Raw genomic sequence first — 20,506 nt, forward strand, 5'->3', positions numbered from 1 at the left:
AAAGGGGGCAGAGAAATTAGAATGTTAATTTTCTGCCCCCTGCTTCTTCATAATCAATTAAACTCTTTATTGAAACGTTCCGTTGGCAACAGTGTAGTTGTAAACAGTACCGGTCGGACCAGTATAGTTAACACCTGAGGCCCTGCTCCAATCCTGAGTTACTCCTTGAGCCAATACATTCTCAAAGCAAGGATCAGCTACGCTGCAAGTAGTATTATTATTATCCCCAAGAGTAGTCGGCCAAGCACAAGTCCCACCGGCACAAGCATTAGCATAAAAAGTTGCTATGCCAGAGCGCACACCGCCGATTATACCCTTCTCGGCAGCTATCTGGGCTTGAGATTGAAGATCGTAGTATTTAGGAATAGCTACCGCAGCTAAGATTCCCAAAATAACAATGATCATGATTAGCTCGATCAAAGTAAAACCTTTTCTCATAAACACCTCCTTATCGTTTAAAAATTGCCATTAAATTCCACATTGGTAAAAATATTCCCAGAGCCATAAAAAGAACACCACAGCCTAAAACAAGTATCATTATCGGCTCAATCAAGGAACTAAAATTTTCAATTGTATATTCAATCTGGCTATCGTAATAGTCAGAAACAAATAAAAGTAGTTCATCAACTCTACCGGAATCTTCACCTACTGCAACCATTTGAGTTACTACCGGAGCAAACATTCCACTCTTCTTCATTGGATTGGCAATTCCCTCTCCCTCATTGACCGAAGTCCGGATATCATTTATCGTCTTTTCAATCACTGCATTGCCTATACCACCGGAAGAAAGCTCCAAAACCCGCAAAATTGGCACGCCTGAATGCATCAGAGTGCCGGTGGCCCGGCAGAAACGAGACATATACATTTTCAAAAATAACGGCCCAAAAACCGGAACCTTTAATTTAAATTTATCCCATAAAAATCGCCCGCCTTTCGTATTGATATATTTGTAAAAAGAAAAAATAACTATACCTAACAAAATCCCGGTAAGCCACCAATATTGACTGACCGCAGTATTAATCCAAATAAGCACCCGGGTTGGTAAAGGTAAAACTATATTAGCCGCTGAGTAAATCTTAACAAAACGAGGAATTACAAAAATGATCAGAATAAAAAAAGCAATCGCCATAGCGCAAACTACCATCATCGGATAACGAGTTGCGCTCTTAATCTGCATCTTTATTTTTTCTTCATGGACTCCTAAGGCGCTTAAGCGCTCTAAGGATTCACCTAGGGTTCCACTTTCCTCAGCCGACTTAAGCATATTAGTATAAAGCGGACTGAAAACTTTCGGGTGTCTCTCAAGAGCGCTTGATAAGTCATTGCCCTCTCTTATTTCTCGAGACACCGCTTCTAAGGTTTTTTTAAAAAGTTTATTACTAGTTTGATCACCGAGTGCCACTAGGCTTGAAAGAATAGTTACTCCAGCCCGTTGCAAAGTTGCAAACTGACGAGTAAACATATTAATTTCAGAAAGTTTAACCTTTTTAAACCGGCGTAACAACTCATTTAAAAAATTAGCTTCCTTACTCGACTCTTCTATAGTTACAGGCAAATAGTCCATTTCTTTAAGCTTATTAGCAACTGCATTTTCGGTTTCAGCTTCCATTGAACCGGTGACCAGCTTACCTTGTTTGTCGCGAGCCTTGTATTGAAATTCAGCCATTACTTAACCTTGGTTACCTTTAATACTTCTTCCGCTGTAGTAATACCCTGACTTACCTTCTCTAAGCCGTCCTCGCTTAAGGTTTTTATCCAACCTGAGGCTACGGCCCTTTCTAATATCTTATCAGCTGATTGTTTTTCATTAACCATATTGCGTATCTCATCGTTAATAGTGAAAAACTCATAGATTCCAGTTCTTCCCATAAATCCAGTATTATCGCATTTTTTGCAACCCTTGCCACGATAAAATAAATTCTTGATTTTAACACCTAAATCTTTCAAAATAGACTCTGATGGTTTATACTCTTCTTTACACTTATCACAAATTACTCTCACTAATCTTTGAGCAATAACCCCAATAACCGAGCTAGAAACTAAAAACGGTTCAACCCCCATATCAACCAAACGGGTTAAAGATGATACAGCATCATTAGTGTGTAGTGTCGAAAGAACCAAATGTCCGGTAAGCGAAGCTCTAATTGCAATCTCAGCGGTTTCCTTATCACGAATTTCACCAACCATAATCACATCCGGATCCTGACGCAAAATTGCTCGAAGACCTTCAGCAAAAGTAACACCAATTTTAGAATTTACCTGGGTCTGGCGTATTAAAGGCAATTCATATTCAACTGGATCCTCAATAGTAATAATATTTTTATCAATTGAATTAATAGTAGTTAGAGCTGCATAAAGAGTAGTAGTTTTTCCGCTTCCGGTAGGCCCAGTTACTAGAATAATTCCATTAGGCCGATGGATAAGTTTATTAAGTGCCTCTAGACTTTCATTAGATAAACCTAGATCTTTAAGCCCTAAAACAACTGACGACTTATCTAAAATTCTCATTACCACATTCTCTCCGTGAACTGTCGGAAAAGTTGAAACTCTGATGTCAATATCCCGATTTTCTATCTTTAAACGAATTTTTCCATCTTGGGGCCGGCGATTCTCAGCAATATCTAAATTAGCCAAAATTTTAATTCGCGAGGTTAAAGCTCGATTTAAGGCTTTGGGTAAATTGTGGGACTCACGGAGAACTCCATCAACTCGGTTGCGGACCAGTAAAGTTTTAGCTTCTGGTTCAATATGAATATCCGAAGCCCGTTCCTTCACTGCCTTAGAAATAATTAAGCTAACCAATTTTACTACCGGAGCTTCTTCGGCAATTTCAGCTAAATCCTTATCGTCCTTGACTGAAATTCTTTCAGTATCGATAGAATCAACGATTTCGTCAACTGTAGATGAACCACCATAATAGATATCTAAAATCTTTTGAATCCCGGTCTCAGAGGCTACAACCGGATCAATAGCATCCATCTGGCTCATCTTACGAGCCTGATCCAAAGCTACTATGTCCTGAGGGTTAAACATAGCTACGGTTAAACTAGTACCAACCTTAAATAAAGGCACCATTTTATATTTTTTAGCTAATTTTTCAGGAATTAACTTGGTTAATTCTGAATCAATAACGTATTCGCCTAAATCCATATAGGGCACACCTAAAGCTTTAGCCCTAACTTCAGCAATACTTTCCTCACTGATAAACTTTAACTTTTCCAAAGCCTTAATAATCGAAAGGCCAGTACGCCTGGTCTCGATCGTTGCCTGATCGAGCTGTTCCTGAGTAATCAAATTCTCTTTTAGTAATAAATCAGCTATCTCTTGTTTTTTAGCCATTATCTCTCCAATTATTGTATTTATCTACGTATCCTCAAATTCTTAGGAAGAGTGACTGTAAAAGTTGTCCCTTTGTTAATTTCAGAATCAACGAAGGTCTCTCCTCCGTGCATCTCAACAATATCCTTAACGATCGATAAGCCCAAGCCGCTACCTTTAACTTTATCCTTAGAATACCCTTCGATTCTTTTGAATCGATCAAAAATTTTGTCTAAATCTTGCTTCGGCATACCAATGCCAGTATCAGAAACGATAATCTTTACATTTTTTTCAGTATCTTCAAGTTTCAGGTTAATCTTACCCTTTGGTTTGTTATATTTTATAGCATTGTCGATAAAGTTTGAGATAACTTCATAAAGCTTATCTTCGTCCCCCCAAATTTCTATTTTTCTATTTGGCAAAGAAATCTTGATGTCGACTTCCTTTTTTTGGGCCAGCGGCCTAAGGGTTGCTACTGCTAATTCAGCTATCCTTCCTATATCAAAAAGGGTTCTTTTCATCTCCCTAGTTTCAGCATCTACTTTTGAAAAATCTAGCAAATCATCAATTAGGCGACTTAGACGACTAATGCTTTGAACCGCCAAGCTTAAAAGTTTTTTCTGCTGGCTATTAATATTTCCAGCTATTTCCTCTAGAATAATCCCTACCGATTCTTTAATTGCCGTCAAGGGCGTGCGTAACTCATGAGATACATTAGCAATAAAATTGGCCCTTAGGTCATCTAAATGCTTTGTGTCTTCTCTGAGACGAGAATTAGTGACCGCTAAGGCAGCTAAATCGGCTAACTTGCTTAAAATATCAAGGTCTTCTTCATTGAAAACACCTTTAGAAATTTTATTGTTAACATTTATCACCCCAATAACCTTATCTTGTATTTTTAAAGGAACGCTTAATAAAGAATTGGTATTATACTTCCCGTTACGTTTAGAAAAGCGCGGATCTTTGCTGATATCTTTAACTAATAAAGACTGCCCAGTTTGGGCAACCCAACCAGAAACGCCTTCACCTAGCTTAACTTTTACGTTCTTAATAATCTCTTTATCTAGACCTTTAGCAAACTTGATTAGCATCTCGCCGGTATTTTTTCCAACCAACATAAGTGAAACAATCCCAACTGACATTACATTAGCGATTCTATCCACAAGCATATTAAGAGTTTTCTCTAAATTAAAATTACCGGATATTTCTTTACTAATATTATAAGCCATCGTTAATTTAAAAAGTTCTTTCTCTAAAAAATCTCGGTTTTCTTTACTTAAGCTACTCTTAAAATCTTTTAAATTAACTAAAGATTTAGTAACCTCTGTTATCGACTTCTTGCGCTTAAACAAACGTGCGACCGTATTAATCATGCTTGTTCTCCAGTCAACTCTTTAATCTTATCTAGTAAAACCTTAGGCTCAAAAGGCTTAACTATATAAGCATCAGCCCCAACTTCTTGCCCCATTTTCTTATCACTATCTTGAGCCCGGGCCGTAAAAAGAATAATCGGTATGCTTTTATACTTTTCATCAAATTTAAGCATTCGGCAGACTTTATAACCATCAACCTTAGGAAGCATTAAGTCTAAAATAATTAAATCCGGATTACTCTTCTTTGCTTTGTCCAACGCCTCCTGGCCATCATAAGCAAATAGAACATCATAACCGCTAGCTTCTAGCCTCATCTTTAACATCTCAACCAACGCTGCTTCATCGTCAACTACGAGTATTTTTTTTGCCATCTTGCTCTCCCCTTTTAAATCCTGATAAATTAACTTTTGTTTTATTGACAATACTTATCTGCTACGCTTAAAACCTTATTTATATTTTTAACCTCTTGGGACAAATCTCCAGTTTTAACAATAAACCCCGAAGCACCCATATCTTTTGCTTTATCGAAAAGTTTCTGATCAGAATAAGCAGTTATAATGAATATCGGTAAATGCTTATCATGTTTTCTGATTTTTTTTAAGGTGTCTAGACCATTAAGCTTAGGCATTAATATATCAAGTAATACCACGTCCAGCCTTTCATTCTTTATCTTCTCTAAACCCTCCTTGCCATCAGAAGCAGTGATAACTTCATAATTATTCTCTTTTAGCCTCTGGCTAATCAGATCTAAAAAATCTGGTTCATCGTCCACAACCAATATCTTTTTTTTCATCGAACACCTCGCTTTTGATTCCTAATCATCTTTCTTAATTTTCTTTAAAATACTTTCTATTTCTTCTTTAATATTACCATCTTTAACGATAAACCCGGTTGCCCCTGCTCTTTTAGCCTCTTCTTTTCGATTCTCGGTGGAAAAAGATGTCAACATAAATACTGGCAACTTCTTATGTTTATTTCTTATTATCTCTAAAGCCGACATTCCGTCAAGTACCGGCATCAATATATCTAAAAAGACTATGTCAGGACTATCACTCTCTACCTTCTCTACTCCTTTCTGACCATTAACAGCGCTACATATCTCACAATTATTAGCCTCTAATCTAACTTTCATTATCTCCACGAAAACCGGATCATCATCAACAAGTAAAACTTTAAGTTTAGGCATAACTACCCCTTAACTCCTTCTTGCTTTATCGATTAAGTCAGCTTCACCTTTAGCATCATCGGGATAAGTTGATATCCTTACCCCGAAGGAAACCTTTTTAACTAATCGTTTTTTAATTAAATAACTATCCAAAGCCCTTCTTAGTCTTTCTTCTATCCTTAAGGCATTATACCTATTACAATCGGCAAGAGTAATTATATACTCCCCGACGACATCCCTAGTCACCAGTCTCCCTTGACCCTTAATAGCACTTTCAAGAATACTGCTAATTTCCTTTACGATTATTTTCATCTCCCTTAAAGATAACTCTTTATTTAACTCAATAAAATTATCAATATTTAGTATCACAAGCGACATTTTAATATTATCTCTAGCCGCATCCCTGATAGCATCCTTAATAAACTCCTTAAATAAAGCATCACTATTATAATTAGGAAAAGTAAAAATAAATTTTGTTCCTTTGCCTTTTGAACTTTCAACCCAAATCCTTCCATTATGCAACGTAACAATCCCCTTAACAATAGATAAACCCAAGCCAGTTCCTTTTTCACCAGCTCCGACATCGCGCTCAAACTGCTGGAATTTATCGAATATCTTAGATAAATCACTCTTTGCAATACCTTTCCCGGTATCAACCACGCTACAAACAACCTCGTCATTCTTCGCCTCGATTACGATCTCAATGTAGCCTTTTTCGGTAAACTTAAAAGCATTATTAATCAAATTAACAAATATTTGAACAGCTTTATCCGAATCAAGATAAACCTCAAGTTTTTTTGTCGGAAGTTTAGTTTTAATCTCAAGGCCTTTTTCTTTTGCCTTAAGCTCAAAAGATGAAACCACATCTTTTATTAATCTATTAATATTAATCAACTGCCTTTTAAGTATCACCTTTCCAGATTCAATTTTAGATATATCCAAAAGTTCATTTATAATCCGAGCTAACCGATCAATATTATTCTTAGAAGTAACAAGAATCCTTTCCTGTTTTTCATTAATTTCACCCGGTATCTTATCTAAAATTAAACTTATCCCCTCCTTAGTGATAGATAAGGGAGTACGTAATTCATGAGATACGGTTGCGACAAAATTACTCTTTAAATCATCAAGTCTTTGAAGCTCGATATTTTTCTGCTCCATTTCTTCATAAAGCATCCTAATAGCTTCTTGATTCTTTTTCCGTTGAGTAATATCCTCGGCAACCTTAAGGTAATAGTTAACTTCACCGCTGTACTCTCTAATCGGTGATATCGAGGCTTGCTCCCAATAAAGCTGACCATTCTTTTTTTTATTATGGAATTCACCTCGCCACTCTTTACCTGCAATAATAGTCTTCCATAAATCGCTATAACTATCCGAAGGCATATCTCCTGACTTTAAAACTCGAGGATTTTTTCCTAAAACTTCTTCCGATGAATAGCCGGTGAGCTGAGTAAACTTTGGATTTACATAAACAAGATTCCCTTTGACATCAGTAATTACCACCACACTCGGACTTTGCTCAACGGCACGTGATAATTTTTCCAATTCCTGTTGAGCAATTTTATGCTCAGTGATATTGCGGACTGTAGCCTGAAGGAGCTTCTTACCACTAATTTCCATAGCAGTTAAGAGAACTGTCGCGAAAAATTCTTCTCCTTTCATCGTTTTATGCTTCCACTCAAAAAAATGTGAGCCTTTATCAATTGCCATTTCCATCATTTGTTTAGATTTGACAAAAGAAGAAAGTCCATCTGGTTGCTGTTCGGGCGATACCTCTGCCGGCCCCTTACTAATGAACCCTTCCTCGCTCTCGCAAGCGAATAATTCTAAAGTGGCCTTGTTGCAGCTCAAAAACTTTCCTTCACAATCTAATGTCATTATCGCATCGCGAGACGAATCGAAAAGAATTCGATATTTCTCTTCACTCATTCGCACTGCTTCTTCTACTTTTTTGCGCTCAGTGATATCTTCAAAAATTTCTAAAATTGCTTTCTTGCCCTTATAAACCATACCAGCATACGTTATTTGAACTACTCGTCCACCAAGCACATCTCTACTTTCACAAGTCTCAATTCCCTCCACCCATACATCTTTCTTAAGCGGACAAAGATCACATTGCTTTTTATTGTCTTTATAAGCCTCCCAGCACTTTCTCCCTTCAAGATCGTCGCCACAGGCATGCTTCAATATATTATTGGCAAAAATTATAGTTCCATCTTCAGCAACAATATCTATCCCAAAAGGTATAGTAGCTAACAAAGCTTGGTTAAGTTCGTTAATTTTTACTAGCTCTCCCTCAGCTTTTTTACGCATGTCAATTTCTTTATTTAAATCACTTATAAAGGTAGTCGTATTTTTTAATTTATCGATCATCACATTAAAAGAGTCAGAAAATTGTTCAATTTCATCACCAGTATTTATCTCCACTTTGAAATTTAAATTTCCCTCAGCAACCTTAGTTGTAGCTTCATGCAATATTGTTATCGGTTTTACAAAGATTCCGCTAAAAATAAATCCTAAACCGGCCAACACTATCAATAGAATAATAATAATAATAAGTGAATTAAAAATTAACCTATTTAAAGATTCAAACACCTCGGCTGATTCCTGATCTATGCAAATTCTCCACGATAGCCCTCGCTCCAAAAGATTAGATTGCATAACTAAGGCATAAGCGACAAACATTCTCTTTCCTTGAATTTTAGATTTATCTATCATCATCCATTGATTCTTATTTTCTAATAGTTTACCTAAATCTTTAGTGCTGAAAAATTTAGCAGTTAGCGGTTTAAATTCAGGATGGTATAGAATGTTGGCTTCTTGATCAATTAAGACAGCATGGCCAGTTTTTCCGATTTTAAAATTTTCTAAAGCTGAAAAAAAACGTTTTATGTCTAATACGGCCTTACAGACACCTATCACTTCTCCGGAGCCTCTGATCGGGACCGCTAGAGATATCCCTAAAACATTACTTGATTCATCATAGTTAGCGCCCTCAATGTAAACCTTACCTTCACCGTTATTAAACGCCTCTTGCCACCACTGCTCATCTGCCTGGTAAAAGTCAGTAGTCTTACCTGACGCGGCGACTAAACCTCCAAATCTATCAGTTACGAATATTTCACTTAAACTGTTATCGACATCTTTTACTCTAGTTAATCGCTTACTTACTGGACTTTCTAAATATCTTTTAACCAATAAGTTATCTTCGGAATCGCTAATCCATTCCTCATCCCGGCTTTTAAAATAAGCTCGAATAGCATCCTGATCCATACCTTCATAGTTCAAATTATGCCTTTTAATCTCATCTATACGCAGAGGATGCGACATGTATATATCTATATCTAAAATTTCCTCATCAATAATCCTAGCCATTGCTGCGCTGAGTAGCTGTGCCATATCGCGATAATCTTCACCAATATTATTCCGCAACAGATTAGCTGCCCAAAAATATCCTAAGCTAAGGACTACCGACGCAAAAATAACGAGACACAAACAAATCATTAAGGTAATCTTGCGTCTAATACCGGTTTTATGTTTTATTTCTTGTTGCATTTTCTATTAAGTATTTTAGGTAAGTTTCTTGTATTTATCAGTTTATCATCCTGCCGAAAAATTACAAGATGATATTACAATATCATATATCTAGAAAGGATAAATTAAGAAAAAGGAAGGTATATCTTTAGAAAGAAACTTTCAGCTTTGTCCCAAAAATATGCAAATCATTCCACTTATCGCTCTTTTCGGTAGTTTCCCAAAGATAGTAGACTTCACCTTTTAGGTTTTTGATGATTTTAAGACCAAATCCGCCATAGAACCGGTTGCGGTTTAAAGTTTCAACATCAAAATCATAAAAAATCTCATCAGCTATATAAGGCTGAATCTCTAGTTTGGTAAGCTTAAACGGAGCTTTTATGCTAAACTTATTACGATAACGCCAATAATTATCAGCATCCTCACGATTTCGATATTCTAAGCGGCCACGATTGCTAAAGGCCAAATCAAATAATTTCCATTTTAGATCAGCATTTAGGTGAGGTCGGTTCTCTACCTTCCAATCGCTACTTTTATCTTCATGAATATGCCGATAGTTTACACCGAGATCTAACCAACTAACCAAGCCAGAATAAGTTACTCCTAGATCTGAATGATTATAGTAAGGATTATTAGCATTATCGCCCCAGCGGAACTCTTCTTCAAACGATAGTTTCCAATCATCATTAATCTTTTTAGATACGTTCGAAGTATTCCAATATTGAAAGTCGCCATCATCAAAAGAAAAGGAACAAAAAGGAAATAATGCAATCGCAATAGTTAAAACAATTAACTTTCTCATAGAAAAATAATATACATCACGAAACAAAACTGTCAACAATAAAGTATATAAAGTTGTCTGTTAAACGGGTAGAGTAAATATAAAACGGGAGCCTTTTCCTTCACCCTTAGAACTAGCCTCTATTTTTCCCTTATGTTCCTGAATGATATCTTTACAAATTGCAAGGCCCAGCCCAGTTCCTTCAACTTTTCCGCTTCTGGCTGGTTTAATTTGCTCAAAGGAATGAAAAAGTTTTGGAATATCATTTTTCTTTATACCGATTCCGGTATCAAAAACTTCAACTTCGATACTATTGTCTATTTTTCTGGTAACTACAATAACTTCGCCTTTTTTGGTAAATTTAATCGCATTACTGACTAAGTTGCTGATAACTTGACTAATCCGATCCTTATCAAACCTTGGCTTAGGTAAATCCTGACCAAGCTTTAAGCTAAACTGCAAACCTTTACGCTCAGCCAAAGGTTGCATTATTTCATAAACATCCCTGACAACCTCATTGACATCGTCCTCTTTAAGCCTAAGCTCCATCTTGCCGGCTTCCAGCTTTTGAAATTCTAAAACATCATTAATCAAACGAGCTAGACGATTAACGTTCTTTTTGGCCATCGAGAGAAGGTTCTTTTGCTCAGTGTTTGTATCTCCGGCCAACCCATCGAAAACTATACTAATGCTGGTTTTAATTGCCGCCAAAGGTGTCCGCAGCTCATGAGAAACCATTGAAGTTAGTTTTGACTTATATTCCACAGCCTCGCGTAACTTTTCTTCAACTCTTTTACGTTCGCTAATCTCTTTTTTAAGTTCAAGAGTACGCTCATCGACTAATTCTTCAAGATGATCCTGATATTTCTTTAACTCATCGGTCATCGTATTAAACAAAGAAGCCAAATCGCCGATCTCGTCATTGCCCTTGACCTCGGTATGACGTCCAAATTCCTTATGAGAAATAATATATCTAATAGCTCCCAACAGCTTCGAAATCGGAACAATAACAATCCTAGAAAGGCTCTGATAAAATAAAAATATACAAAAACCTAAGGCTAACAGTAAAACCAAAAGGTTTTGAGCCCGCATTTTTCTTATTTTACTATTTATAATTTCTTGTTTTATCCCAACATTGATCGTCCCGATAACCTCTTCGAACCAAGGAATTGGAATAATTGACTCATAATACTTACCAATAACCAAAGTCCTCCGTTGGGAAGTTTTTAACGGATAGAGGTCACCGTATTTACCTTTGTCATAAATACTACTAAAAAAAGGAGATTTAGCATGGTATAAAATCTTTCCATCCCGATCAGCAATAAAGCAATAATCAATGCCTTCATTTGCAAATAAAACACTCTGCAAATATTCATCCATACCCGAAAATTCATCGAGCGAAAAATAACGTAAATTATTGTGTACAGTCCGACGCAAAGCCTTACCAACCGCATAAGATTTTTCCTCCAAGGCTTCTTTATAAGCTACTTTAAAAGAAAAAATGGTAATCAATGAATTAGCAGCTACCGCTACAACAATAACTAAAAGAATAACCGAAAATAGCTTGGTTTTGACACTTATATATTTCTTCTCTGATTTTTTATTCATTTAACTATATTTTCTCCGGACATTTCTATATATTCAACCGGAACTTTAATTCCGAACTCCTCAGCTTTACGCAAATCAAAAGCAAAACCATTATTCTTCGGCCATTCTGGATATATCTCTTTGATTGATCTACCTTCGAATAGCTCTTTAATCATTCTGGCAGCTTGGTGGCCCATGCTTCGGTTAGAAGGATATACAACCATAGTCGCTCCCCAGCCTTGCATAACCGACTCCTTTCCTAGACCAATCAAAGGCTTAGTCGCGTTTTCATAAACCATACGACAAAAATACTCCTGCACCCCCATCTGATCATTAGGGGCCAAGAAAACATCAACTATCGGATCAAGTTCTAAAACAAACCTCTTAGCTGCTTCAGCCATATATTTGCTTCCTTTTTCGCCAACAACTAAAGGCACTGAACGAAAAATAATCTTAAAATTCTTAAACTCAAGATTAGTTTTAAAAAGCTCCTCGGCCCACTTACGATAACTCCTTGACTGAGGCATATCAGCATAAATAAGACCAATAATTTTTGCCTTAGGCATTAACTCTTTGATAAATTCAAAACGGGTCGCAACTCTTAGAGGGTAATGGACTCCGGTAAAATTATACTTAGGCGGCGCATCAAAATCTTCAATTACTCCAATTCCAACTGGATCGGTATTAGCAGCAAAAACAGCTACTTGATCCTTGCCTAAAAGTACATTTTTAGCAGCAACGGTCATCACTGTACCATTAATAAAAATAATATCATAATTGTTCGGTAACTGTTCCTTGAGAATCGCCTCGCCTTTTTTTATATCATTTTCAATGACAAAGTAAGCCAGGCTTAAATTGCCCCCTTCTCGATAACCCCAATAACTGAGACGTTCAAGCATAGCTTCCCTTACCTCTTTATAGGGCTCTCCGGTTTGAGAATCCAAAATAAGCAGTTTAAAATTTCGGGAAGAATTTTTAGCCACCGCTGGCTGATTCTCGGTAAATAGTGCGGTTTCCTCAACTCGATCAGAATTAGTACAGGAAATAATTAGGCCTAGGCAAACAAAAATAAACGACCTTAATAATAAATTTAAAAAATTAACACCTTTCATCTTATGGTGATATTTTACCATAAACCATAAGACACAAAAACAAAAAATCCCCACCTTTTTTAAGGTGGGGATAGCTTGCTTAATTGTTCCTTCAGCCCAATTCAAGGACTAAGGTTATTTCCCTAAGTTAATCGCTCTGACCTTTACAACACCTTCAATCTTAGAAAGAGCTTTTATAGTCTCCTCCTTAGGTTCATCTGAAGCATCGATAATCGTACAAGCATAGCCGGCTTTACTCTTATTTAACATCTCAACGATATTAATATTGGCTTTAGCTAAAATCGTTGAAACCTGACCAACCATATTCGGAATATCTTTATTCATAACTATCAACCGGTGACTAGAATTTTGCTCTAATTTACAGTCAGGAAAATTAACTGAATTCTTAATAACCCCCCGCTCAATGAAATTACGCAACTGCTTAACAACCATTACTGCGCAATTAGTTTCGGCCTCTTGGGTTGAAGCACCAAGATGAGGTATGGCTATTACCTTATCCATGTTAAGTAGTTCATCATCAGGAAAATCAGTTACATATCTCTCAACTATACCGTCTTTGATTGCTTTAGCTAAATCATCATTGTTTACTATTCCACCACGGGAAAGATTTAAAATCCTGACACCTTTTTTCATCCGAGAAAACTTCTCACTATCAACCATTCCTTTAGTTGCATCAGTCAAAGGCGTGTGCAGCGAAATATAATCTGCTTCAGCCATAAGTGCATCTAAACCATTAGCTCGTTTTACCTGTCTTGAAAGACCCCAAGCCGACTCAACCGAGATAAACGGATCATAGCCAACAACCTCCATACCCAAATCTAAAGCAGCATTGGCCACCATAACCCCGATTTTACCTAAGCCAACAATACCGAGAGTTTTGCCCATAATCTCAAAACCGGCAAAATCTTTCTTATTCTTTTCTACCGAGGTCGGAACTTCAGTTCCCTTTCCCTTAAGTGATTCAGAAAAGGCAATACCCTTAGAGATATCCCTTGAAGCTAGCAGCAATCCGGCTATAGTCAACTCTTTTACGGCGTTAGCATTGGCTCCCGGAGTATTAAAAACAACCACCCCTCTTTCTGAGCACTTATCAATCGAAATATTGTTGGTTCCGGCTCCAGCCCGACCCACCGCAAGAAGAGATTTCGGTAACTCCATATCATGCATCTTAAAGCTTCGGAGGATTATTGCTTCGGGATTAGTAACTTCAGTACCAATCTCATATTGATCAAGCGGAAAAAGGGCTAAGCCCTCTGTTGAAATTTTATCTAGTTTCATTACCTTATACATCATATCCTCCTTTAGTTGCTTATCGGTTTGTTTTTTCGAATTCTTCCATAAGTTCAACAAGTTTTTTAACCCCTTCAACCGGCATGGCATTGTAAATACTAGCTCGCATGCCGCCGACAGTACGGTGTCCTTTCAAAGTCTTAAAACCTTTAGCTGAAGCCTCCTCGATGAATTTCGCATCTAGCTCCTTATTCCCGGTAACAAAAGGGACATTCATCAAAGAACGGTTTTCTTTTTTAACCGGACTGCTGAAAAGTTTTGACTGATCTAAATAGCTATAGAGAATTTCTGCTTTTTCACGATTGAGCTTTTCGATTGCCGCCAGTCCTCCTTTTCCCTTAATCCAGGCAAAAACTAACCCGGCTATATAGATTGAATAGCAGGGCGGTGTATTGAACATCGAACCGGCGTCAAGATGAGTTTTGTAATTAAGCATCGCCGGAATACTGTCTGGAGCCTGGCCTACTAAATCTTCACGGATGATAACCAAGGTAACACCGGCTGGTCCGATATTTTTCTGAGCTCCGGCAAAGATAACTCCAAATTTTGAAACATCAATTGGCTCAGACAAAATATTAGAAGACATATCGGCGATTAAAGGAACTGCCCCTGTATTAGGGATCTTTTCATAAACTGTTCCGTAAATCGTATTGTTAGTTGCGATATAGAAATAGTCAGCGTCTTTAGAAAAATCATCAGAATTAAGTTCCGGGATATAAGTAAAATTCTTATCTTCGGAACTGGCAACAACCTTAACCGCCCCCTGTTTCTTAGCTTCGGCTATTGCTTTCTTGGTCCATTGGCCGGTATGCACATAGTCGGCTTTTTTATTTTTGACCATTAAGTTCAAGGGAATCATCGAGAACTGTAAACTTGCCCCGCCTTGCAAAAACAAAACCTTATAGTTATCCGGAATAGCCATGATTTCTCGTAGGGTAGCTTCGGCCGTCTCGATAATACCTTTAAACTCCTTGCCGCGATGAGAAAGTTCCATTACACTCATACCACTTCCTTGATAATTAAACATCTCTGCGGCAGCTTTCTTCAAAACTTCCTCTGGCAAAACTGCTGGTCCAGCACTAAAATTGTATACCCTCTCCATGGTTACCCCCCTTTAAGTGATGCGGCAACAAACCGCAAAGCATTAGTAAAATCCATATCTAAATACATAATATTTTCTGGCACTATAATTTTAATCGCTGAAAAATTTAAAATACCACGCACCCCGGCTTTGATTAACTTATCGGCTACGGCCTGAGCTGAGCCTGCCGGAACAGCGATTATTGCCAACTCAATGTTTCGCTGTTTAATAATACTTTCTAATTGGTTATCGCCAAAAACATCGATAGCAGTGCGAATTCTTTCAATCTTATTAATACTGCAATCAAACCCAGCCACAATTTCAAATCCATCCTCCTGAAACTTTTCATAATCTAGGAGAGCGCTCCCGAGACGTCCCAAGCCAACAATACAGGCCTTGCGCTTCTGATTTAAATTAAGCTTACGCCCCAACTCTTGCTTTAAACCGCTAACTTCGTAGCCTTTTCGAGTGTAACCGGTAAGGCCTAAAGAGCTAATATCTTTACGCACCGTATATTCAGTAGCACCAATAGCTTTAGCCAGATTCAGAGAAGATACAAAATCAACTCCTTGCTTTTCTAAGGTGTTTAAATATCCAAAAATCTTACAAATTCGCTCAAGACTATTATCTGATAAACTCATATATGTTCCTTAACCTTATTTAAGTGAAATAATTCACTATTATAGCTAATTTATACCCTATATTACCCTGAATGTCAAGATATTTTATGGTATTTTTTAGGCTAACTAATAAATGTATATTTTTCAATCGATTATCAGTATGATTCCTATAATATTAGTGAAATTTTTCACCCCATTATCAAAAAAAGGGGCGATTATTGCCGGCCAGACAAAAATACAGTTTCGTCTTTTGCCGGAATACTGACTTTAATATTGTGCTTTTTCAGGTTAGTTCTTAATACCTCAGACTGCTCTTCGTCACCATGAACAATAAAAACCTTCTTTAACTTACCTTGGCATTTTTTAACATATTCGACCAGACCATTTTTATCCGAATGTGAACTAAAAGCATTTAAAGTAACTACTTCGGCATTTAATTTATAAGGATGACCAAAGATCTTAACTTCCGGGTTTCTTTCAACAATTCTTCGGCCTAAGGTATTTTTAGCCATATAGCCAATTGCAATTATGGTGTTGTGTGGATTTTCAATATTGTTTTTTAAATGGTGAAGTATTCGACCATTTTCGCACATTCCGGAAGCTGATATTATTATCATCGGGCTTTTCTTTTCATTAAGCTTCTTTGATTTGTTGACATCAGTTATATAGGTAATGCTGCCATAACCTAAAGGATCCTCTTCTCTTTGAAAAGCCTGCTGAGTGATATCATCGAAATACTGCCAATTTTCCCGAAATACTTTAGTCAAATTCACCGCCAGGGGACTATCAACATAAATTGGAATCTTTTTTATCTTTTTACGCTTTATCAACTCACTGATAAAAAATACAATTAACTGTGTTCTTTCTAAAGCAAAAGAAGGGATGATAATTTTACCGCCCCGCTTAATCGTACGATTTACAGCAGCAGCCAGCTCTTCCTCAGCATCTTCGATACTTGAGTGACTTCTCCCACCATAGGTACTTTCAATTATAAGGTAATCTATATCTTTGGGAACTTCCGGATTTCTAAGTAAGGGCATGCCATAGCGGCCTAGGTCTACGGCATAAGCTATGCGCATATTGCCATGAGTAGTTTTAATATCAAGGGTTGGTACAGTTGAACCAAGAATATGCCCGGCTTCAAAAAAAGTTAAATCTATCTCTCTGGCCAAAGGAAATTTTTGATGATATTCCAAAGATCTAATATATTTAAGTGACTTCTCAGCATCTTTTTTAGTATAAAGTGGTTCCCTTGGCGGGAGATGTTTACGACGGTTAATCTTATTTACATAACGAACATCTTCTTCCTGGACATAACCACTATCAGCAAGCATGTAATGCAATAATTTCTTAGTGACCGGAGTAGCAAATACATGTGAACGATAGCCGTTTTTTATTAAAGTCGGGATATTACCACAATGATCGATATGAGCGTGGGAGACCACGCAGGCCTTTAAGCTTTGTGGGTTAAAGGAAAACTTTGAATTAACTTGGTAGGTTTCATCCCGACGACCATGGAAAAGGCCGCAATCAAGCAATATACTGGAATGATCTGTAGATACAAGATGCTGCGAGCCGGTAACTGTACGAGCTCCGCCGCAGAATTTAATCGTTACTGTCAACTAATACTCCTGGTGTTTTCATATCTACGTAGGAAACTTTTATTCCATGATTAATTATACCCTAATAATGAGAAAACCTAAAGTAAAAATAATTAGCGATTTCTTTGAATTAAACTTACTTTAGATAAGCCTTGATGATTTTTTGCTCTTTTAACGGCTTACTGGCTGAATTAACCGCTGTGCCTTCTATTTTTTGAACAACTTCATAACCGGAGATTACTTCGCCAAAAATTGTATGCTTCATGTTAAGCCAAGGAGTAGGAACCGTAGTAATAAAAAATTGACTTCCGTTACTATTGGGTCCGGAATTAGCCATCGCCAATAGACCCGGCTTATCAAATTTAAGAGTTGGAGTAAATTCATCCTCAAACGACGCACCCCAAATTGAGCGACCGCCCATGCCGGTACCAGTCGGGTCTCCGCCTTGAATCATGAAATCAGCCATCACCCTGTGAAATATTATTCCGTTATAATAACCCTGCTCAACCAGTCCGATGAAATTTTCACAAGCTTTCGGTGCCCGCTCCGGCATAAGTTTAAGCTCGATATTACCCTGATTTGTTTCTAGAACTACTATATTTTTTTCCATAGCTTTAACCTCCCCAAAAATACTGCCGGTAAAAATACCAATTAATAAAAAAACAAATAACCTTTTCATAAACCCCCTCTCCTCCTTCAGCAATATTTCAACCGATCCCTAAACCATTCTTATCGCTAGGGCCAAAGCACTGCCACCGCCTAGACAAGTAGCGGTTAAACCAATTTTTTTATTCTGAACCTTAAGCACATTGATCAAAGTAACTAGCCCTCGGGCTCCGGAAACTCCCAAGGGATGACCCAAGGCAAGGGTTCCGCCAAAAACATTCAAACGTTGCTTATCCGCACCGCTTAAATTCATAGTCACTAAAGCTTGAACTGAAAAAGCCTCATTTATTTCAAATATATCCACGTCAGACAATTCAAGCGAGCTCAACTTAAGGCACTTTTTAATCGCCAAGGCCGGAGCAGTAAAAACTAACTTTGCTTCAACAGCAACTGTAGCATATCCCAAAATATAAGCTAAAGGAGTAAGTTTATTTTCCTTAAGCCCCTTATCGGAAGAAAAAATCAAAGCCGCGGCTCCGTCTGCCGGGGCTGAAGAACTACCGGCAGTAACCGTACCGTTAGCTTCGAAAGCCGCAGGTAAATTGGATAATTTTTCTAAAGATAAGTTTTTTCTTGGCTTTTCATCGAGACTGAAAATCTTATCGTCATTTATAGAAATTGGTACAATTTCATTAGCAGATAGTCCTTGTTCTTGAGCATGGATCGCTTTGCGATGACTATCTAAAGTATAGATATCCTGATCCTCTCGGGATATATTAAACTCTTTAGCCGTATACTCAGCGATTACTCCCATATGAGTATTGTTTAACTTACACCAAAGGCCGTCGTCAATTAAACTGTCACCTAAATCTTCCTTCTTGAATTCTCCTGACTTTTTATTTCGTGGCAAAATATATGGACATTGAGAAGCACTTTCCAAGCCTCCGGCAATAATTAAATCTGAATCTCGACAAAGTATAGCCTGACTTGCCAAAACTGCTGATTTTAAACCCGAACCACAAACTTTGTTTATGGTAAAAGCCGGAGTTTCAACTGACAAACCGGCAGCAACTAAAGCCTGCCTAGCCGGATTCTGCCCTAAACCGGTGCTTATGACATTCCCCATTATTACTTCATCTAGTGACGATTTATTTATCGAATTTTTTTCAACAATTTTTCTGATTACCGAACCGCCAAGTGAAACCGCAGATAGCGTTTTCAAGCTCTGCCCCATGCCACCGATAGGAGTTCTTAAGCCATCTACTATAAATACCTTTTCCATATCCTGAAATATCTCCTCTAGCGAGACTTCGATTTAATTAATTCAAGTATCCGACCTACATCAACATACTTATCAATCAAATCTTCAGTTTTTTTAATCTTAGGTTTATCTTCGGCCCGGATCTTAAAAATCATATTGTTAATCCTTCTAGCTGTAGAAAAAGAATCTTCCTCAACCAAGATTAAAGGAATATTAGCCCGGTCAATCGCCTCAATTATCTTTTTGACTGGTTTTTTTCCATAAGTAGCTATGATCCCGGAGATGTGATATTTATCAGCCACACCCAAAACCCAGCCACTTAAGGCTGAAAATATGATATCTTCACGATTTCCAGGAACAATCAAAAGAGTTCCGCCGGAAAAATAATCTAAAGCCTGATGAGCAACCACATCTCCAATGACAAAACGCTCAACCACTCTACCGAGACCATTATGACCACAGATAAGCTTACCCTTAAAATCCTCAAGCAACTCCGAAATTGTAGGATTAGAAAGCACCTCTTCAAAAGGAATCACTCCCAAAACCTCTACCCCTTTTCTGGTTAAGCCTTTGCGAATTAGACGGTTAATTTTTTTGTATTTACTTTTTTTAACCTTATTAATGATTACCCCTAAAACTTCTACCCCTCGAAGATCGAATTCAGCCCGATTAAGCATAATTTCATCAATCGGCCGGCCAATACCACCACAGCTCACAATAATAACTTTGAGTTTAAGTAACTTTGCCACATCAGCATTAGACATGTCAAACACCGAACCCACGCCAGCATGGCCAGTTCCTTCAACTAACAAAAAATTACACGACTTCTTTAAGCGCTCATGGGAACTTTTAACTTTATTAGCCAAAACAGAACGTTTACCGTGCAAGATATATTCCTCGGTAAAACCTGGAGGGATAGCTATCGGACTCATATCCTGCAAATTACCCTTAAAGCCAAATATCTGTTTCATAAGCACTGCGTCTTTATCTATCTTTTTACCGTCAACAATCCGATACTGCTGCCCAACCGGTTTCATATAGCCTAGGCGCTTAACCCGTTTTTTCAAAACTGAAAGAAGCCCCAATGAAACTATAGTCTTTCCGTCATTTTGCCTGGTAGCACCAATATAAATACTCATAAATTATCACCTCTCTCTTCTAATCTGCTCCGGTA

18 protein-coding genes are annotated in these 20,506 nt (G+C 37.5%); all 18 read right to left on the reverse strand.

The window, feature by feature from the left end:
• Positions 1–66: 66 nt before the first annotated feature.
• Positions 67–438, reverse strand: a complete 372-nt coding sequence (locus tag K9L86_05170; protein ID MCF7908239.1) for a prepilin-type N-terminal cleavage/methylation domain-containing protein — start codon at positions 436–438, stop codon at positions 67–69.
• A 10-nt stretch (positions 439–448) separates the two neighbouring features.
• The gene (locus K9L86_05175) at positions 449–1,666 is read right to left on the reverse strand and encodes a type II secretion system F family protein (GenBank protein ID MCF7908240.1); all 1,218 of its coding nucleotides are present in this window, start codon (positions 1,664–1,666) and stop codon (positions 449–451) included.
• On the reverse strand, positions 1,666–3,339 hold the full coding sequence (gene gspE / locus K9L86_05180; protein ID MCF7908241.1) for a type II secretion system ATPase GspE: 1,674 nt from the start codon (positions 3,337–3,339) through the stop codon (positions 1,666–1,668). The genes K9L86_05175 and gspE overlap by 1 nt, the downstream gene beginning before the upstream one ends.
• A gap of 20 nt (positions 3,340–3,359) precedes the next feature.
• Positions 3,360–4,691, reverse strand: a complete 1,332-nt coding sequence (locus tag K9L86_05185; GenBank protein ID MCF7908242.1) for a GAF domain-containing sensor histidine kinase — start codon at positions 4,689–4,691, stop codon at positions 3,360–3,362.
• Positions 4,688–5,062 carry a response regulator gene (locus tag K9L86_05190; GenBank protein MCF7908243.1) on the reverse strand — a complete coding sequence of 125 codons (375 nt, stop codon included), beginning with the start codon at positions 5,060–5,062 and terminating at the stop codon, positions 4,688–4,690. The genes K9L86_05185 and K9L86_05190 overlap by 4 nt, the downstream gene beginning before the upstream one ends.
• A 41-nt stretch (positions 5,063–5,103) precedes the next feature.
• Entirely contained in the window at positions 5,104–5,484 is a 381-nt protein-coding gene (locus tag K9L86_05195) for a response regulator (protein MCF7908244.1), read from the reverse strand.
• Between the two features lie 21 nt (positions 5,485–5,505).
• Positions 5,506–5,877, reverse strand: a complete 372-nt coding sequence (locus tag K9L86_05200; GenBank protein ID MCF7908245.1) for a response regulator — start codon at positions 5,875–5,877, stop codon at positions 5,506–5,508.
• A gap of 9 nt (positions 5,878–5,886) precedes the next feature.
• On the reverse strand, positions 5,887–9,414 hold the full coding sequence (locus tag K9L86_05205) for a PAS domain S-box protein (protein ID MCF7908246.1): 3,528 nt from the start codon (positions 9,412–9,414) through the stop codon (positions 5,887–5,889).
• A gap of 127 nt (positions 9,415–9,541) precedes the next feature.
• Positions 9,542–10,195, reverse strand: a complete 654-nt coding sequence (locus tag K9L86_05210) for a DUF2490 domain-containing protein (protein MCF7908247.1) — start codon at positions 10,193–10,195, stop codon at positions 9,542–9,544.
• A gap of 60 nt (positions 10,196–10,255) precedes the next feature.
• Positions 10,256–11,782 (reverse strand): hypothetical protein, encoded by a 1,527-nt coding sequence (locus K9L86_05215; GenBank protein ID MCF7908248.1) that lies wholly within the window; start codon positions 11,780–11,782, stop codon positions 10,256–10,258.
• Positions 11,779–12,873, reverse strand: a complete 1,095-nt coding sequence (locus K9L86_05220; protein MCF7908249.1) for a hypothetical protein — start codon at positions 12,871–12,873, stop codon at positions 11,779–11,781. Before K9L86_05220 ends, K9L86_05215 begins: the two co-directional genes overlap by 4 nt.
• 114 nt (positions 12,874–12,987) lie before the next feature.
• On the reverse strand, positions 12,988–14,163 hold the full coding sequence (locus K9L86_05225; protein ID MCF7908250.1) for a phosphoglycerate dehydrogenase: 1,176 nt from the start codon (positions 14,161–14,163) through the stop codon (positions 12,988–12,990).
• A 19-nt stretch (positions 14,164–14,182) separates the two neighbouring features.
• Positions 14,183–15,265 (reverse strand): 3-phosphoserine/phosphohydroxythreonine transaminase, encoded by a 1,083-nt coding sequence (serC, locus tag K9L86_05230; protein MCF7908251.1) that lies wholly within the window; start codon positions 15,263–15,265, stop codon positions 14,183–14,185.
• Positions 15,266–15,267: 2 nt separating this feature from the next.
• Positions 15,268–15,885, reverse strand: coding sequence for a redox-sensing transcriptional repressor Rex (locus tag K9L86_05235; protein MCF7908252.1), 618 nt, complete (start codon positions 15,883–15,885; stop codon positions 15,268–15,270).
• A 194-nt stretch (positions 15,886–16,079) separates the two neighbouring features.
• Positions 16,080–17,486, reverse strand: a complete 1,407-nt coding sequence (locus tag K9L86_05240; protein ID MCF7908253.1) for an MBL fold metallo-hydrolase — start codon at positions 17,484–17,486, stop codon at positions 16,080–16,082.
• A 115-nt stretch (positions 17,487–17,601) separates the two neighbouring features.
• Positions 17,602–18,144: a peptidylprolyl isomerase gene (locus K9L86_05245; protein ID MCF7908254.1), complete on the reverse strand. Its 543-nt coding sequence runs from the start codon at positions 18,142–18,144 to the stop codon at positions 17,602–17,604.
• A 39-nt stretch (positions 18,145–18,183) separates the two neighbouring features.
• Positions 18,184–19,353, reverse strand: a complete 1,170-nt coding sequence (locus K9L86_05250) for a thiolase family protein (GenBank protein ID MCF7908255.1) — start codon at positions 19,351–19,353, stop codon at positions 18,184–18,186.
• Positions 19,354–19,370: 17 nt separating this feature from the next.
• Positions 19,371–20,471, reverse strand: coding sequence for an AAA family ATPase (locus tag K9L86_05255; GenBank protein MCF7908256.1), 1,101 nt, complete (start codon positions 20,469–20,471; stop codon positions 19,371–19,373).
• Positions 20,472–20,506: the final 35 nt, after the last annotated feature.

The sequence above is a fragment of the Candidatus Omnitrophota bacterium genome (assembly GCA_021735655.1).
Taxonomy (GTDB): domain Bacteria; phylum Omnitrophota; class Gorgyraeia; order Duberdicusellales; family 4484-171; genus JAHKAJ01.

What these genes read in the sequence shown, in the direction of transcription:
- K9L86_05170 (MCF7908239.1), bottom strand. Translation starts at nt 438, where the DNA reads ATGAGAAAAGGTTTTACTTTGATCGAGCTAATCATGATCATTGTTATT.
- K9L86_05175 (MCF7908240.1), bottom strand. Translation starts at nt 1,666, where the DNA reads ATGGCTGAATTTCAATACAAGGCTCGCGACAAACAAGGTAAGCTGGTC.
- gspE (MCF7908241.1), bottom strand. Translation starts at nt 3,339, where the DNA reads ATGGCTAAAAAACAAGAGATAGCTGATTTATTACTAAAAGAGAATTTG.
- K9L86_05185 (MCF7908242.1), bottom strand. Translation starts at nt 4,691, where the DNA reads ATGATTAATACGGTCGCACGTTTGTTTAAGCGCAAGAAGTCGATAACA.
- K9L86_05190 (MCF7908243.1), bottom strand. Translation starts at nt 5,062, where the DNA reads ATGGCAAAAAAAATACTCGTAGTTGACGATGAAGCAGCGTTGGTTGAG.
- K9L86_05195 (MCF7908244.1), bottom strand. Translation starts at nt 5,484, where the DNA reads ATGAAAAAAAAGATATTGGTTGTGGACGATGAACCAGATTTTTTAGAT.
- K9L86_05200 (MCF7908245.1), bottom strand. Translation starts at nt 5,877, where the DNA reads ATGCCTAAACTTAAAGTTTTACTTGTTGATGATGATCCGGTTTTCGTG.
- K9L86_05205 (MCF7908246.1), bottom strand. Translation starts at nt 9,414, where the DNA reads ATGCAACAAGAAATAAAACATAAAACCGGTATTAGACGCAAGATTACC.
- K9L86_05210 (MCF7908247.1), bottom strand. Translation starts at nt 10,195, where the DNA reads ATGAGAAAGTTAATTGTTTTAACTATTGCGATTGCATTATTTCCTTTT.
- K9L86_05215 (MCF7908248.1), bottom strand. Translation starts at nt 11,782, where the DNA reads ATGAATAAAAAATCAGAGAAGAAATATATAAGTGTCAAAACCAAGCTA.
- K9L86_05220 (MCF7908249.1), bottom strand. Translation starts at nt 12,873, where the DNA reads ATGAAAGGTGTTAATTTTTTAAATTTATTATTAAGGTCGTTTATTTTT.
- K9L86_05225 (MCF7908250.1), bottom strand. Translation starts at nt 14,163, where the DNA reads ATGTATAAGGTAATGAAACTAGATAAAATTTCAACAGAGGGCTTAGCC.
- serC (MCF7908251.1), bottom strand. Translation starts at nt 15,265, where the DNA reads ATGGAGAGGGTATACAATTTTAGTGCTGGACCAGCAGTTTTGCCAGAG.
- K9L86_05235 (MCF7908252.1), bottom strand. Translation starts at nt 15,885, where the DNA reads ATGAGTTTATCAGATAATAGTCTTGAGCGAATTTGTAAGATTTTTGGA.
- K9L86_05245 (MCF7908254.1), bottom strand. Translation starts at nt 18,144, where the DNA reads ATGAAAAGGTTATTTGTTTTTTTATTAATTGGTATTTTTACCGGCAGT.
- K9L86_05250 (MCF7908255.1), bottom strand. Translation starts at nt 19,353, where the DNA reads ATGGAAAAGGTATTTATAGTAGATGGCTTAAGAACTCCTATCGGTGGC.
- K9L86_05255 (MCF7908256.1), bottom strand. Translation starts at nt 20,471, where the DNA reads ATGAGTATTTATATTGGTGCTACCAGGCAAAATGACGGAAAGACTATA.